Source organism: Phaeospirillum tilakii (assembly GCF_042683125.1).
GTDB classification, from domain to species: Bacteria; Pseudomonadota; Alphaproteobacteria; order Rhodospirillales; family Magnetospirillaceae; genus Phaeospirillum; species Phaeospirillum tilakii.
In genome coordinates this window covers 1-15,177 of record NZ_JBHUIY010000008.1, presented here as the reverse complement: position 1 = coordinate 15,177, position 15,177 = coordinate 1, and the positions used below count along the sequence as shown (strand labels likewise).

At 71.9% G+C, this 15,177-nt stretch carries 11 protein-coding genes; all 11 read right to left on the bottom strand.

Annotation, left to right across the window (positions count from 1 at the left end):
• Window positions 1-88: 88 nt before the first annotated feature.
• Window positions 89-1,570: an efflux transporter outer membrane subunit gene (locus tag ACFSNB_RS05785; protein ID WP_377315088.1), complete on the bottom strand. Its 1,482-nt coding sequence runs from the start codon at window positions 1,568-1,570 to the stop codon at window positions 89-91.
• Complete coding sequence (locus ACFSNB_RS05780; protein WP_377315087.1) at window positions 1,567-4,725, bottom strand: efflux RND transporter permease subunit; 3,159 nt, start codon at window positions 4,723-4,725, stop codon at window positions 1,567-1,569. The genes ACFSNB_RS05785 and ACFSNB_RS05780 overlap by 4 nt, the downstream gene beginning before the upstream one ends.
• 267 nt (window positions 4,726-4,992) lie before the next feature.
• Window positions 4,993-6,276 (bottom strand): efflux RND transporter periplasmic adaptor subunit, encoded by a 1,284-nt coding sequence (locus ACFSNB_RS05775; protein WP_377315086.1) that lies wholly within the window; start codon window positions 6,274-6,276, stop codon window positions 4,993-4,995.
• A 106-nt stretch (window positions 6,277-6,382) separates the two neighbouring features.
• Window positions 6,383-7,750, bottom strand: a complete 1,368-nt coding sequence (locus tag ACFSNB_RS05770) for a carbohydrate porin (protein ID WP_377315085.1) — start codon at window positions 7,748-7,750, stop codon at window positions 6,383-6,385.
• A gap of 62 nt (window positions 7,751-7,812) precedes the next feature.
• A complete protein-coding gene (locus ACFSNB_RS05765; protein ID WP_377315084.1) occupies window positions 7,813-9,732 on the bottom strand; it encodes a tetratricopeptide repeat protein in 1,920 nt (639 codons plus the stop codon).
• A 207-nt stretch (window positions 9,733-9,939) separates the two neighbouring features.
• Window positions 9,940-10,167, bottom strand: a complete 228-nt coding sequence (locus tag ACFSNB_RS05760; RefSeq protein ID WP_377315083.1) for a hypothetical protein — start codon at window positions 10,165-10,167, stop codon at window positions 9,940-9,942.
• A gap of 198 nt (window positions 10,168-10,365) precedes the next feature.
• Window positions 10,366-11,289, bottom strand: coding sequence for an efflux RND transporter periplasmic adaptor subunit (locus ACFSNB_RS05755; RefSeq protein ID WP_377315082.1), 924 nt, complete (start codon window positions 11,287-11,289; stop codon window positions 10,366-10,368).
• 11 nt (window positions 11,290-11,300) lie between these two features.
• Window positions 11,301-11,495 (bottom strand): DUF1656 domain-containing protein, encoded by a 195-nt coding sequence (locus tag ACFSNB_RS05750; protein WP_377315081.1) that lies wholly within the window; start codon window positions 11,493-11,495, stop codon window positions 11,301-11,303.
• Window positions 11,489-13,648 carry an FUSC family protein gene (locus ACFSNB_RS05745; protein WP_377315080.1) on the bottom strand — a complete coding sequence of 720 codons (2,160 nt, stop codon included), beginning with the start codon at window positions 13,646-13,648 and terminating at the stop codon, window positions 11,489-11,491. The genes ACFSNB_RS05750 and ACFSNB_RS05745 overlap by 7 nt, the downstream gene beginning before the upstream one ends.
• A gap of 8 nt (window positions 13,649-13,656) precedes the next feature.
• Window positions 13,657-14,085 carry a MarR family winged helix-turn-helix transcriptional regulator gene (locus ACFSNB_RS05740; protein WP_377315079.1) on the bottom strand — a complete coding sequence of 143 codons (429 nt, stop codon included), beginning with the start codon at window positions 14,083-14,085 and terminating at the stop codon, window positions 13,657-13,659.
• Window positions 14,086-14,363: 278 nt separating this feature from the next.
• Window positions 14,364-15,177: hypothetical protein (locus ACFSNB_RS05735; RefSeq protein WP_377315078.1), on the bottom strand; the 814-nt coding region annotated here is incomplete at its 5' end.

Genomic DNA, 15,177 nt, shown 5'->3' with positions numbered 1-15,177 from the left:
TTTCACCTGGATTTCATGGAAAGCGGGCTCCGCCCGCCCCCGCCAAGGGCCGAGGGCCCTTGGAACCCTTTCCTGCTCCTTCGCGCCCTCACCCCCAGCCGCCGCCGAGGGCCTGGAGCATCCGGGCGGTATCGGCCAGCCGGTTGGCCTCGGCCTGGATCCGTGCCGCGCGGGCCTGCAACGCGGTCTGTTCGGCGGTCAGCAGCGCCAGCGGCGCCACCGCGCCGAGATCGAGCTGGCGGCGGGCGATCGTCAGGCTGTCGGTGGCCGCCGCCTCGGCCCGCCGCGCCGCGCGCAGGGTATCGGCATCGGCTTGCAGCGCCTGGAGGGCGTCGGCGACCGATTGCAGCGCCGCCAGCACGGTGGCGCGGTAGAGCGCCGCCGCCTGTTCGGCCTCGGCCTCGGCCTGATCCTGGCGGCGGGCCAGGGTGAAGCCGTCGAACAAAGGCTGCGACAGCCCCGCCCCCAGCCCCCAGAACCCGGTGCCGGGGGTGAACAAGGCGGTCTTGGCCGGGGCATAGCCGTGATCCTTGCCGGTCAGCAGCGAGGCGGCGCTGCCGGCATCGATCGTCAGGTTGAGCAGCGGCAGCCGGTCGGCGATCGCCACCCCGATCGCGGCGGTGGCGGCGTGCAGCGCCGCCTCGGCCTGACGGATGTCGGGACGGCGTTCGACCAGCCGGGCCGGCAGGCTGACCGGCACCGTCTCGGGCAGATGCAGCCCGGCCAGGGTGAAGGTTTCGGCCGGCGGCTGGTCGGGGGTCGCGCCGGTCAGGGCGGCCAGGGCGTCGCGCTGCACCGCGAGTTGCTGGCGCAGCGGCGGCAGCGCCGCCTCGGCCTGGGCCAAAGCGGCGTCCTGCATCACCGCGTCGGCCTCGGCGCTCTGGCCGAGCCCGGCCATCCGGCGCTGGATCGCCAGCACGTCGCGCTCGATCGCGACGATCTCCTCCTGGGCGGCGATCTGGTCGCGCAGCATCGCCTCGTTGACCGCCGCCAGCACCACGTCGGCGGCCAGGGTCAGCCGCACCGCCGCCAGCTGGAAACGCTGCCCCTCCTCCGCCGCCTCCTGCCCCTCGACCTGGCGCCACACCCCTCCCCACACGTCGGGGGCATAGGACAGGCTCAGTTGGGCGGTGTGCAGGCTGGCCACCGGCGCGGTCGAGGTGGTGTTGGCCGACACCGCCTGCGCGGTCTTGGTCCGGGTCGAGGTGAACGAGCCGGTCAGGGTCGGCCACCAGCCGCCGCGCTGGGCCTCGGTCGCGGCCTGGGCCGCCTTCAGCGCCGCCTCGCCCGCCGCCACCGTCGGGTTGGCGTCGAGCGCCCGGGTCACCAGCCGGTCGAGGTCGGCCGAGCCGAACAGCCGCCACCACTCCGCCGGCACCTCGGCCCCGGCCAGCAGCCGCTGGGCGCCGCCGCCGCCGGCCTCGGCGGCGGCGGTCCGCTCCGGCGGCGGGCCGGGCTGGTAGGCGGTGGCGGCGGGCGGCTCGGGCCGGACGAAATCGGGGCCGACGCAGCCGGCCAGGGCCAAGGCGAGCAGCAGCGCCCGCGCGGGCGGCAGGGGCAGACGGGTCATGGCGTGGGCTCCGGGGCGGGATGACGCGAGAACAGGTCGATCAGCACCGGCAGGATCACCAGGATCAGCGCCGGGGCCAGCAGGATCCCGCCGACCACCACCAGGGCCAGCGGCTTTTGCACCTGCGAGCCGATCCCGCTCGACAGCGCCGCCGGCAGCAGGCCGACGCAGGCGGCGATGCAGGTCATCATCACCGGGCGCAGCCGGGTGCGGCAGGCGCGCAGCAGCGCGGCGCGACGTTCCAGCCCGTCATCGAGCAACTGGTTGAAGAAGGAGACGACGATGATCCCCTCCATCACCGAGATGCCGAACAGGCCGATGAAGCCGATCGCCGCCGAGACGCTGAACGGGGTCCCGGTCGCCGCCAGCGAGAACAGCCCGCCGATCAGCGCCATCGGCATCACGCTGGCGGCCAGCAGGGTGTCGGAGACGGTCGCGAAATTGAGGTAGAGCAGGATCAGGATCAGCAGCAGGGCCAGCGGCACCACCACGGCGAGGCGGGCCATCGCCTCCTGCAATTCGCCGAACTCGCCGACCCAGTCGAGATGGTAGCCGGGCGGCAGGGTGACCTGCTCGGCCACCCGCCGCTGCGCCTCCAGCACCGCGCCGCCGAGATCGCGGCCGCGCACGCTGAACTTGATCGGGATGTAGCGTTCCTGGTTTTCGCGATAGATGAACGAGGCGCCCGACACCAGCCGGATCCGCGCCAGTTCGGCCAGCGGCACCTGGATCGTGGTGCCGTCGGGACCGGGGGCGCCGATGGCAAGGCGGCGGATCGCGTCGAGGCTCGACCGCTCGGCCGGGGCGAGGCGGACAATGATCGGGAAATTGCGGTCGCTGCCGTCCTCGTAGAGATTGCCGGCGCTCTGGCCGCCGATCGCCGCCTGGAGGGTGGTGGTGACGTCGCCGGTATTGAGGCCGTAGCGGGCGGCGGCGGCGCGATCGACCTCGATCTGGAGGGTCGGCTGGCCGAGCGCCTCCAGGATCGACAGGTCCTCGATCCCGGCCACCCCGCGCATCGCCTCGCGGATCTGGCGGGCGGTGCGCTCCAGCACGGCGAGATCGGGGCCGTACAGCTTGACCGAGTTCTGCCCCTTCACCCCCGAGGCGGCCTCGGCGACGTTGTCCTCGATATATTGCGAGAAGCTGAACTCGACCCCGGGGAAGCGTTCGGCCAGCCGGGCGCCCAGCTCGCGGGTCAGCCGCTCCTTGTCATAGCCCGGCCGCCACGCCTCGGCCGGCTTCAGCGGGACGAAGAATTCGGCGTTGAAGAAGCCGGTGGCGTCGGTGCCGTCGTCGGGACGGCCGTTCTGCGACACCACCGTCTGCACCTCGGGGAAGCTCTTGATCTCGCGCCGCATCGCGTTGACCTGGGGATTGGCGGCCTCCAGCGAGACCGACAGCGGCAGGGTGGCGCGGATCCACAGATTGCCCTCCTCGAGATGGGGCAGGAATTCCAGCCCCAGCCCGCGCACGCAGATCACCGTCGCCACCAGCAGCAGGCCGAGCCCGGCCAGGGTCGAGCGGCGATGGTCGAGCGCCCAAGCCAGCAGCGGGTCGTAGAGCCGGTGCAGCCCGCGCACCAGCGGGGTGTCGCGCTCTTCCATCTCGTCGGGGAACAGCAGGGCGCTAAGGGCCGGGGCGATCAGGAAGGTGGCGATCAGCCCGCCGGCGATGGCGTAGGCGTAGGTCTTGGCCATCGGCCCGAAGATGTGGCCCTCGACCCCCGACAGGGTGAACAGCGGCAGGAAGCCGGCGATGATGATCGCCGCCGAGAAGAAGATCGAGCGGTTGACCTCGGTGGCGGAATGGATGATCACCCCGAGCTTGCCGGGAAAGCCGGGCCGGGTCCGCAGTCGGTGCAGCCGTGAGCCGTCGCCCCAGCGCTGGGCCCGGCTTTCGGCCAGATGGCGGAAGATGTTCTCGACCATGATCACCGTCGCATCGACGATCAGGCCGAAATCGATCGCGCCGACCGACAGCAGGTTGGCGGATTCGCCCCGCGCCGTCATGATCAGCACCGCGAAGAACAGGGCGAAGGGAATGGTGGCGGCGACGATCAGGGCGCTCCGCAGATTGCCGAGAAAGGCCCACTGCACCAGGAACACCAGCAGGATCCCCATCACCATGTTCTCGACCACGGTGCGGGTGGTGAGGGCGATCAGGTCGCTGCGGTCGTAGATCCGCTCGATCCGCACCCCGGGCGGCAGCAGGCCGGAGGCGTTGATCCGCTCGACCTCGGCCTCGACCGCCTGGATGGTCGGCTTGCTGCGCTCGCCGCGATGCATCAGCACGATGCCCTCGACGATGTCGTCGTCGTCGTCGATCCCGGCGATGCCGAGGCGGGGCAGATGGCCGACGGTGATCGTCGCCACGTCGCCCAGCCGCACCGGGGCGCCGTTATTGGCCGACAGCACCACCCCGGCGATGTCGGCGACCGAGCGGATCAGGCCGACGCCGCGCACCACCGCCGCCTGCTCGGCGATGGTGATGGTCTGGCCGCCGACATTGGTGTTGGCGGCCCCCAGCGCGGTCAGCACCTGCGGCAGGGTCAGCCCATGGGCGGCGAGGCGGTCCTGATCGACCGCGACCTCATAGGTCTTGCTCTTGCCGCCCCAGCTGTTGACATCGACCACCCCCGGCACCGCCTTGAAGCGGCGTTCCAGCATCCAGGTGGCGATGGTGCGCAGATCGGTGACCCCCATCCCGGGCGGACCGACCAGCCGGTAGCGGAAGATCTCGCCGATCGGGCTTTCCGGCGACAGGGCCGGCTGGGCCCCGCCCGGCAGCGCCGGCAACTGGCTGAGGCGGTTGATCACCCACTGCTCGGCCTGCTGATAGGTGAAATCGTAGGTGAACTGGACCTTGACGTCGGACAGGCCGAACAGCGAGATGGTGCGGATCGCCTGGACATGGGGGATCCCGGCCATCTGGATCTCGATCGGGATGGTGATGGTGCGCTCGATCTCCTCGGCCGACATCCCCGAGGATTGGGTGACGATATCGACCAGCGGCGGCACCGGATCGGGATAGGCCTCGATGTTGAGGCGGAAGAAGGCGGCCACCCCGGCGCCGATCAGCGCCAGCAGCAGCAGGACCATCAGCACCCGCTGCCGCAGCGAGAAGGCGACGAGGAGGTTGACCAGCGCATTCATCCCGCAACTCCGCTCCAGCAAGTCTCATTCGGGCCGGAAAGCCATTCCCAACCGGGGCGAGGCCCCCAGAATTCGCGGGCTCCGCCCGCACCCGCCAAGGGCCGAAGGCCCTTGGATCCCTTTCCTTGCCCTTCGCGCGGCAGACACCCGCGCCCAAGCTGACAGGCAGGTCCGCGCCCGACCACCAAGGGGATCCAAGGGCCTTGCGGCCCTTGGCGGGGGTGGGCGGAGCCCACGAAATGAGCCTTTTTCAAGGTTCCGCTTCGCTCAGTCGGCGCTGGCGGCGCGGTCGATGAACAGCGCGCCGCTGACCACCACCGTCTCGCCCACGGCGAGGCCGGAGCGGATCTCGACCCGCCCGTCCTGATCGAGCCCGGTGGTGACCGGGCGCAGCGCCAGGGTCCGATTGGCGGGATCGGCCACCCACACCCGGGCGGTCTCGCCTTCGCGCACCACCGCCGCCGCCGGCACCGCCACCGCCTCGACCGGCTGGGCGGTGTCGATGCGGAAACGGGCGAACATCTCGGGCTTCAGCGCCCCGTCCGGGTTAGCGATCTCGGCCCGCACCGGCAGGCGGTGGGTGGCCGGATCGAACGCGGTGGCGACATAGCTGAGCCGGGCCTGGAACACCCGGCCGGGATAGGCCGGCACCCGCACCGCCACCGGCAGCCCGACCCGCATCGCCCCGGCCTCGGCCTCGCGCACGTTGGCGACCAGCCACACCGTGGCCGGGTCGCCGATGGTGAACACCGGACTCGAACCGCCGCTGGCGCCGCTGACGATGTACTGGCCGACCCCGACCTGACGGCTGAGCACGGTGCCGCCGATCGGGGCGCGCACCACCGATTCCGCCGGCATCGCCGCCCCGCCATGCTCCAGCCGGGCGATCTCGGCCGCGCTCTTGCCGAGGATGCGCAGCCGGTTGCGCACCGCCGCCAGGGCGATGCGGGCGGTGCGTTCGCCGCCGCGCGCGCTGGCGAGGTCGAGCTGGGCCTGCTGCCAGTCCTTCAGCGCCCCGCCCCGCGCCTCGACCAGGGCATGGGCGCGCTGCTCGGCGCTCTCGGCCAGCCGGGTCTGGGCCTCGGCGGTGGCCAGCCCCGCCGCCGCCGCGATCAGGTCGTTCTGGGCCTGGACGAACTCGCTGGCCTCGATCGCGAACAGCGGGTCGCCCGGCCGCACCACCGCCCCGGCGCTGGCGAACACCCGGGTCACCCGGCCGGAATAGGGCGAGAACACCGGGGTGGTGGTGTCGTCGTTGGCGGCGATGCGGCCGTCGGCCTGCTCGGCCGGCTGGAACCGCGCCGCCGTCGCCGGGGCCAGCGCCAGCCCGGCCCATTGCCCCGGGGTCGGGCGGAACCAGCCCGGCCTGACCACCGGCTCGGCCAGGGCCGCCGGGGCCGGCGCGGGGCGCTGGATCACCACCAGCCCGAGGCAGGAGCCGACCAGCAGCAGCAGGAACAGGCCGGCGCGGCGGCGGACCCGCGACCGCCAGCAGCGGCCGAGGGCGGCGGCGACGGCGGCGGCCACCGGCCAACGGAGCAGCTTCGACATGGTGGGGACTCCCCTCCGGTTCGGCGTCAGCGCGGCCGGGCGCCGCGCCGGCGGGATCTTCCCCGCCCCACCTTACATCCGACTTTCACGAGCAGGGCGCGGGGGGTCAGAATTCGGCGTGCAGGCGGCCGCCGAACACCTGGGCCGGGCCGCGATCCTGGTTGTAGCCGGGGTTGTCGATCAGCTGGTAATCGCCGGTCAGGGTCAGGAACGGCAGCAGCCGGGCGGCGTAATAGGCTTCGAGATCGACCTCGTGGCCATAGCTGAGCCCGCCGTCGCCGAGCAGAATCGTGCTGCCGCCGGCGGCGAGGAAGGCGCGGTGGGCCGCGGTGATGGTGTTGACCGCCGCGCCGAGCCCGACGGTGTCGTCGGGCCGGCCCCAGCGCCCGCCCTTGAGGCTGGCCCCGCCGGCCAGACTGGCATCGGCATCGGTGAAGCCCCATTCCTCGTTGCGGCCGTCGTTCCACGACAATCGGGCGAACAGGCCGAGTTCGTCGGCGATCTCCTGCTCGGCGGTGGCGGCAAAGCCGAATTTCTCATGACCGGGCTGGCGGGTGCGCTGGAGCGCGGCGGCGGCGTCGGCCCCCTGGGCGACCAGCCGCAGCGCCGCGCGGTAATCGCCCATCGCCGCCCGGGTGTAGAACCCCATCAGCTTGAGCTTGCCCGGCCGGCCGGCGAGGCTGCCCCGCCCCTCGATCTCGACCGCCTGGCTGAGGGTGCGGTCGCCGCCAAAGGTGACGTCGGAGGCGTTGAGGCTGTTGGGCACGGCGAAGGCGCCGTAGCGCAGCGCCCAATCGGCCTGATTGAGTTCGGCGTACAGGCCCCGGGTGTAGCCCTTCTGATTGCCCGGCACGTCCCAGGCGGCGGATTCCCACAGCGCCCAATTGGTGAAATTGGCGCGCGGATCGTTGGCGTAGCTGTTGGTCTGGAAGAAATCCGAGGCGGCGAAGCCGCCGCCGACCAGGGTCAGCCGCGACACGTCCTGATACCCGGCCAGCTGGTTGGCCCCGCCCTCGATCCATTCCTGCTCGCCGCCCAGGCCGATCACCTGCTTGAGGTAATAGCGCGCCGGATAATATTTCGGCCACAGCGAGCCGCCCTTCTGCGCCTCGCCGTTGCTGAAGCCGGCCAGCCCGTAGGTGTGGCTGAGGCCGTAGCCTTCCGACAGTTCGGGATCGACATAGGCCTCGGCCCCCCGCCACAGCCGGGCGCCGAGGAACAGGGTGACGGTGTTGCTGTCGCGCGCCTGGAACTTGTGGTCGAGGCTGTTGCCGGACTGATAGGCCGAGGGAAAGTCGGGCTTGACCTGATAGGTGCTGGTAGCCTGACCGTGCAGCGAGAAATCCTCGCTGACCCGCGCCTCGTCCGCCGCCGGCGCCGCCTCGCCCTCCTCGGCCCGGACCGGCCCCGCCGCCACCGCCAGCAGCCCGAGACCGAGCCAGACCGCTCCCCAAGACCGGATGTTGCCGCCCATCGCGCCCTGCCCTTTCGTCCGCACACACCAGGAGCGGGAGGGCTTACGGACGGATGCTTACGTCAACCTTTCGCCACCGCCGCCGCGTCGCCGAAGCGGGCGGCGAGATCGGCGCCGAGCGCGGCCAGCACCGCGCCCCAATCGCCGCGCAGGCCGTCGGCGACACTCTGGCGATAGAGCCGCAGCGAGGGATACCAGGGCGAATCCGGCCGCTCCAGCAGCCAGCGCCAGTCGGCATTGAACGGCAGCGCCACCCAGGTCGGCCGCCCCAGCGCGGCGGCGAGGTGGGCGACGCTGGTATCGACGCTGATCACCAGATCGCACAGCGCGCACAGGGCGGCAGTGTCGGCGAAATCCTCGATGTCGTCGCAGAACAGCCGCAGGCCGGGGGTGTCGGCCGCCTGGGCCGCGTCGGCGTCGCGGATCTCCTGGTGCAGGCAGAGGAACTCGAACCGGGGCGAGATCAGCGCGGCGAAGGCGGCCAGCGGCAGCGACCGGCAGGCATCGTTGCGGTGGCTGGCGCTGCCGCTCCACACCACGCCGATGCGCGGCCCGGTGGCGGGGCCGAGGCGGTGGCGCCAGCGTTCGACCAGGGCCGGATCGGCGGCGAGATAGGATGGCGCGGCCGGGATGGTGTCGAGGGTGGTGCCGAACGCCAGCGGCAGGCTGAGCAGCGGGCAATGCAGGTCGAACGCCGGCAGCGCCTCGCCCCGCCCCACCAGTTGCGCGACGCCGTCGAGCCCGCTCAGCAGCCGGACCAGCGGGCGGTCGGCCTCCAGCACCACCCGGGCGCCGCGCGCCGCCGCCAGCCGGGCATAGCGGCAGAACTGGATCGCGTCGCCCAGCCCCTGCTCGCCATGCAGCAGCAGGGTGCGCCCGGCCAGATCCTCCCCGCCCCGCCACGGCGGCTGCGGCAGCGGCAGCGGCTGCGCCGACAGGCAGAGATTGGGATTGCGCCAGCGCCATTCATAGCCGGACCAGCCCTCGGCGAAGCGGCCGAGTTGCAGCTGGCTGAGCGCGCGGTTGAAATGGGCCTCGGCGTAATCGGGCCGGAGCGCGATGGCGCGGTCGTAATTGTGGATCGCCTCCTCGGTCTGCTGGAGGTCGGCCCGCACCACGCCCCGGTTGTTGTAGGCCTCGGCGTAATCGGGCTTCAGCGCGATCGCCCGCTCGAAGCTTTGCAGCGCCTCCTCCAGCCGCCGCATCTCCTTCAGCGCGTTGCCCCGGTTGTTGTGGGCCTCGGGATAGGACGGGCGCAGCGCCAGCGCGGTGTCGTAATCGCGCAGCGCCATCTCGTACTTGGCCAGCGATTTGAAGGTGATGCCCCGGTTGTTGTAGGCCTCGGGGTAATCCTTGCGCAGCGTCAGCGCCTGGCAGAAGCTCAGCATCGCCTCGCGATAGGCGCCCAGACCGTTGAGCACCACGCCGCGATTGTTGTGGGCCTCGGTGAAATCGGGCCGCAGCGCCAGGGCGCGGTCATAATCGGCCAGCGCCGCCTCGGGGCGGCCCAGCTCGACCAGCAGGTTGGCGCGGCTGGCCAGCGTCTCGACATGGTCGGGCTCGACCGCCAGCGCGGCGCCGAAGGCGGCCAGCGCCGCGTCGAACCGCCCCAGCCCCTTCAGCGACAAGGCGCGGCAGCGGTGGGTTTCGGCCGAGGCGGGATCGAGCGCCAGCGCGGCGTCGAAGCGGGCCACCGCCTCCTGGTGGCGGCCGGCCATCTTGAGGATGTTGCCATGACTGCGCAGCAGCACCGGGTCGTCCGGCCGCAGCCGCACCGCCGCGGCGAGGCAGGCCTCGGCCGGGGCGAATTCATGGCGCTGGGCATGACACAGCCCGAGCAGATAATGCCCCTCGCAACTGTCGGGGCGGCGGTCGAGATAGGCGCGATACAGCGCCACCGCCTCGGCCAGCGCCCCGGCGCGATGACGGTCGAACGCTGCGCGCAGCGGGTCCGCCGGCCCGGCGGAATCGGTATGGGTCAACGCGGTGCCTCGCCTCTGTCCGGCGCCGGCACGGCGCCGCCGCGATCATAGCGCGAAACGCCGCCGGACCGGAAACCGCGTCGGCGAGGCTCATACCGCCCGGCCAATGAAATGACCCAAGGGGTCATTTCATGCCGAGACGGTGACGCGCAAACGCCGCGCGGGCTTACCGGCCGCCGAGCGGATCATTTCAAAGGGCGGCCGGGATCAGGCCAGCCGGCGGCGGACCTCGGCGATCAGGCCGCACAGCGAGTCGAGGGCGACCCCGTCGCGGGCCATCAGCCCGCGCACGATCGGATCATTGACCAGTTCGTCGAGCGGAGGTTCGGCATTGCCGGCATAGGCCCCCGGCCGGCGCGCCCCGGTCGTCCGGCACCGCGCACCCTGGCGGGAATCGGCAAGATGAAACGCGATCTTGCTGGCCTGACCCTGCATTGCGGCCTCCTGCTCTTCGGTCGTTGCGCCTCGGGGCACCATAAGGCGGGGGAGGCGCGGATCAAAATTAATTTAGATTCACCTCCGTTGCGACGCCCCAACCTGGGGTGTTCGCCCGAGGGTGGCCGAGTCCCGCCGAGGGCGAAAGGCGGCCGCCCCTGATGTGAGGGCCGGGAGCGGTCCCGGCAACCCCTGCCATCAGAACAGGTTGACCTTCAGCCAATGCGGCAGGAAGCCGGCCTCGGTCTTGAGATTTTCCCGTTCCTCGACATTGACCGAACAGGTCATCCCGGCGGCGAGATGGATCTCGCCCGGCACCTCGTCGAGCACCACCCGCACCGGCAGGCGCTGGGCGAGACGGACCCAGGTGAACACCGGGTTGACGTTGGCCAGCCCGCCCGCCCCGGCCTCGCTGTTCTGGTCGGCGATGCCCCAGGCCAGACTCTCGACATGGCCCCGGGCCGGGTGGTCGTAGCCCATCATCTGCACCTGGACCGGCACCCCCGGCCGGACCATGCCGAGCTTGGTTTCCTCGAAATAGGCGGCGACCCAGAAGCTTTCCTTGTCCACCACCACCAGCGCGGTCTTGCCCGGGGTGACGTAATCGCCCGCCCGCAGCTTGAGGTTGGTGACGTAGCCGTTGACCGGCGAGCGCAGCACCGTCTTGGCCAGCGCCAGCCGGGCATCGGCCAGTTCGGCCTCGGCCTCGCGGACATTGGCCTCGGCCATCGCCGCCGCCGAGGCGTATTGCTGCTTCTCCTCGACCGAGCCGGCCAGATCGCTGAGGCGGGCGCGGCGCTCGGCCTTGGCCGCCGCCAGCGCCGCCTCGGCCCGCCGGCTCTCGACCACCGCCGCCGCCTTGTCGGCGGCGATGCGGAAGCGGTCGGCATCGATGGTGAACAGCACGTCGCCCTTGTGGACGGTCTGGTTGTCGCGCACCCGCAGCTCGGCCACCACCCCGGCGACCTCGGGGGCGATCTCGACCGTCTCGACCCGCACCCGCCCGTCGCGGGTCCAGGGCGCGATCATGTAATGGTGCCACAGCGCGGCGACCAGATCGCAGGCGATCAGGGTCAGCAGGGCGGTGATGGCGACGCGCACAACCATACGGAACCAGGACATGACAGCACCCTTCAGCGCAGCGACACCACCAAGGCGAGAATGATCCCGAACAGGGCGATCTCGAACAAGGCGGGGTGCCAGACGAACGACAGGAACCCGATCCGCGACAGCAGCAGCCGCACGGCGAGGAAGATCGGGATCGAAATCAGCATGTAGAGGATGATCGGGCCGACATAGATCCCGGTCAGGTCGATTTCCTTCAGCATGGCAGCCCCCGCGCCAGACCGCGCCCGCCCGACTGGAAGAAGCGGCGGTTGCGGCCGACCAGCATCGCCACCTCCAGCAGCGAGGCGGCGATCGCCCCCAGTTCGGCGGCGCGCTCGGGCTGCTCGTGCGCCGCGACGGTCAGGAGGCCGTTGGCCGACAGCCGGAGCGCCCGCACCGTCGCGCGCGGCGCCCGGTCGATCCGGGCCAGGGCATGGCGCGACGGCTCGATCAGCCGATCGACCAGCCCGCCGGGGGGAAAGCCGGCGTGCAGCCGGCGGGCGCGGATCACCTCGCGGCCGATGCGCAGGGCGGCGAAGCCGCCGCGGATCAGCTCGGCATGGTTCATCTCGGCGGCGCGCATCCGCCCGATCAGACGGATCATCCGGTCATGCATGCGGGTCTCCCAGTCGCTCGGGGCGACATCGCGGTTGAGCAGGTCAAGAATGTCGCGCCGCATCGCCCGGACGATGGCGCGGACATGGCCGCGCAAATCGTTGGGCAGCACCACCCGGAACACCACCATCGTCAGCGCCGCCCCGCCCACCGTCGGCAGGGCGCTGTTGAGGAACAGCGACGCGTTGTAGACCATCGGGTTCGAGGGGGTCAGCAGGGTGAGGTAGAACACCGAGACGCCGACGCCGATGAAGGCGGTGGCCGGATTGACCGACAGCAGCACGGCCAGGAACAGGATCGGGCCGATCACCAGACACAGCCCGGCGAAGCTGTCGAACAGCGGCAGCAGATAGGCCAGCGACACCCAGCCGAGCAAGGCGGCGAGCAGGCAGCCCTTGGTCAGTTCGACCGCGTCGCGCTCGGGATGGTCGCGCATCGCCAGCAGGCCGGCATTGGGCACCACCATCGCCACCATCATCCAGCCATAGGGCCAGGCGGTCAGGATCCACACCGCCCCGGCGACCCAGGTCGCCAGGGTGGCGCGGACGCCGTTGATCGCGGCGCCGCGCCAGTCGAGATGGAAGCCGAACCGCCCGGCGCGGCGGCGGTCCTCCTCCGCCCCGGGCAGCGGAACGGCGCGGCCCGGCCCGGCCGGGGGCGCGGCCAGGGCGATCGGCCCGCCCAGGGTGGCGCGCAGTTCGTCGAGCAGTTCGGCCAGCCGGTCGCGCGCCACCAGATCGGGCAGCCGGGTCGGGTCGATCCCGGCCTCGATCCGCTGCGCCAGCGCCAGCAGACGCTGGCGCAGCGCGGCCAGTTCGCCGGCGCGGGCGGGCGAATCGGGATGGCCGAGGGCGATGGCGAGTTCGCCGAGCAGGCCGAGGCAGTCGGTGACGGCGCGGGCCAGCCCGGGATCGGCGAGATGGCCGCCCTCGGTCCGGGGCAGCCGCCGCAGCGCCTCCTCGGCCGAGGCCCCGGCCGCCAGCACCCCCAGCATCGCCGCCAACCCGATCCGCAGCGTGTCGCGCAGCGGCGCGATCGCGGCGGATTCGGCGGCGGCGAATTCGGCCAGACTGTCGAGGGCGACGATCTCGGCGGCGAGACGGCGGCGGATCGCCTCGGCGCTGCGGCCGTCCGCCTGGGGATCGCGCAGCGCCCGCCCGGCGTAATCGACCAGATCGAGCATGCCGCCGCGCAGCTTGTGGCGCAGCCCGCGTTCGGCCGAGCGCGAGGTGAACAGCGCCGCCACCAGCCCGGAACAGACGATGCCGATGGTGACGTCGGACACCCGGTTGGCGACCAGATGGAACATGGTGTCGGGGGCCTCGACCCCCGGCATCGCGATCAGCACCACGGTGTAGCCGGCCAGCACGGTGCCGTAGGAGCGGAAATTGCGCAACAGGGTCGAGGCGAAGGTACAGGCGCCCATCCACAGGCTGAGGCCGAGCATGAACATCTCGGGGGTCTGGGCGAACGCCCCCATCAGCACCACCGACACCAGCGCCCCGGCCAGGGTGCCGAGGAAGCGGTTGATGCTTTTCGACAGCACCATCCCGTGCACCGGGTGGGCGACCAGCATCACCGTCACCGCCGCCGAGAACGGCATGTCGAGTTCGAGGGCGTAGGCGATCCCGAGCGCCGACAGCGCGGCGGCGACGGTGCGGGCGGCATGCTTCCAGTGGGCGGACAACAGCCCGACCAGCGGACGCGGCCAGGACCGCAGCCGTTGCCAGAGCGGATCGAGGGCGGCGAAACGGGTCATCGGCGGCGTCACCCCCGTCCGGTCCGGCCCCGCTCCGCCTCGTCGGCGGCGATGTTGCGGGTGATCCGCGCCAGCACCGACATCACCACCGCCAACTCGGCGTCGCTGACATCGTGCAGCAGACGGCTGGCGACCAGCCCGTTGACCTGGACGGTGCGGCGGTGGATCTCCTGCCCGGCCGGGGTCAGCACCACCTGCTTGCAGCGATGGTCGTCCGGGTCGGCGCGACGCTCGACCAGCCCGGTCGCCTCGAGGCGGTCGAGCAATTGGGTCAGCGACGGCCGCTCCATCTCCAGCGCCTCGGACAGTTCGGACGGCCGCAGACAGCCCTGACGCTCGCCGAGATGGAACAGCGCCCGCCACCCGGCCGAGGTCACGCCGAAATCGCGCAGATGGGCATCGACCGCGTTGCGCCAGCGGCGGGCCAGCAACAGCATCCGCAGGCCGAAATCGCGCCGTTCCGGAGGACAGGGCGCGACCGGTTCGGGGGGGGGGAACCCGATTGGTCATGGTTAGGAACCTAATTGTCTGAACCGAGAGATACGCCCAAAGCCCCGGCCGGCGCAAGAGGATTGCGGGCGCCGGATGGAAGTGGGGACGCGGGCGGTATCATCCGCGGCGATCTCGGCCAGCAGCGGCTCGACATGCGCGAGCCCCTTGGCGGGGGCGGGCACAGCCCGCGAATGGTCTTCCCCTCAGGAACCCGACACCAGCCTCACTCCGCCGCGTCGGCGAGGCGGCGGAACTGGGCGGTCAGGCGCTCGATCTCGGCCAGATAAGCGGCGGGGTCGTGATCGCCGCAGCGTTCGCCCGGGGCGAGGCGGAAGCCCCGGCGGACGAAGGCCCCGGCCGGGCCGGGGCCGCACAGATGCAGCAGGGCGGCCAGATCGCGCCGCTGCCGCGCCGACACCGCGCCGGGATGGCTGGCCAGCAGCCGGCCGGCACCGCGATCGAGATAGACCGCCGTCAGTTCGATCGCATGGGACGGCAGGATCCGCAGCGGTTCGTCCTCGACCGGGCAGCGCGGATCGCCGCGCGGCACCACCACATGGTCGCGGACACAGCCGCGCCGGGCGTCGGCATAGGCCGGGCTGGTCATCTGGAACATCCCGACCGAACTCGACGCCGGGCGGTAGAGGCCGAACAGGTCGTCGGCGCCGGGGCTCCAGCGCCAGTAGGTCTGCGCCGCCGGATTGCCGGCGCTCTCGATCTGGGCCAGCGCCGCCAGCAGCTCGGCCGGCACCCGGGCGGTGGCATAGGCGCGGAACCATTTGCCGTAGGCGGCCCAGGTCTCGGCCGGGCTCTTGACCATCAGATCGCTGACCGGGGCCAGCAATTCGCTCGGCTTGCGGATCACCCAATGGGCCAGATTGACCAGGAACAGACCGCCCGCCACCACCGCCACCAGCCCGAGGGTCAGCAGCGGCGACGGCACCCGGTTGAGCCCGCGCCACAGCCGGCCGAGCCGGTGGCGCCAGCCATCCGCCCGGCCCCGCCGCCGCCGCCGGGTCGGCGGACGCGCGGGCGGC

Coding starts and splice junctions, on each gene's coding strand:
- ACFSNB_RS05785 (WP_377315088.1), bottom strand. CDS start 1,570: ATGACCCGTCTGCCCCTGCCGCCCGCGCGGGCGCTGCTGCTCGCCTTG.
- ACFSNB_RS05780 (WP_377315087.1), bottom strand. CDS start 4,725: ATGAATGCGCTGGTCAACCTCCTCGTCGCCTTCTCGCTGCGGCAGCGG.
- ACFSNB_RS05775 (WP_377315086.1), bottom strand. CDS start 6,276: ATGTCGAAGCTGCTCCGTTGGCCGGTGGCCGCCGCCGTCGCCGCCGCC.
- ACFSNB_RS05770 (WP_377315085.1), bottom strand. CDS start 7,750: ATGGGCGGCAACATCCGGTCTTGGGGAGCGGTCTGGCTCGGTCTCGGG.
- ACFSNB_RS05760 (WP_377315083.1), bottom strand. CDS start 10,167: ATGCAGGGTCAGGCCAGCAAGATCGCGTTTCATCTTGCCGATTCCCGC.
- ACFSNB_RS05755 (WP_377315082.1), bottom strand. CDS start 11,289: ATGTCCTGGTTCCGTATGGTTGTGCGCGTCGCCATCACCGCCCTGCTG.
- ACFSNB_RS05750 (WP_377315081.1), bottom strand. CDS start 11,495: ATGCTGAAGGAAATCGACCTGACCGGGATCTATGTCGGCCCGATCATC.
- ACFSNB_RS05745 (WP_377315080.1), bottom strand. CDS start 13,648: ATGACCCGTTTCGCCGCCCTCGATCCGCTCTGGCAACGGCTGCGGTCC.
- ACFSNB_RS05740 (WP_377315079.1), bottom strand. CDS start 14,085: ATGCTGTTGCTGGCCCGCCGCTGGCGCAACGCGGTCGATGCCCATCTG.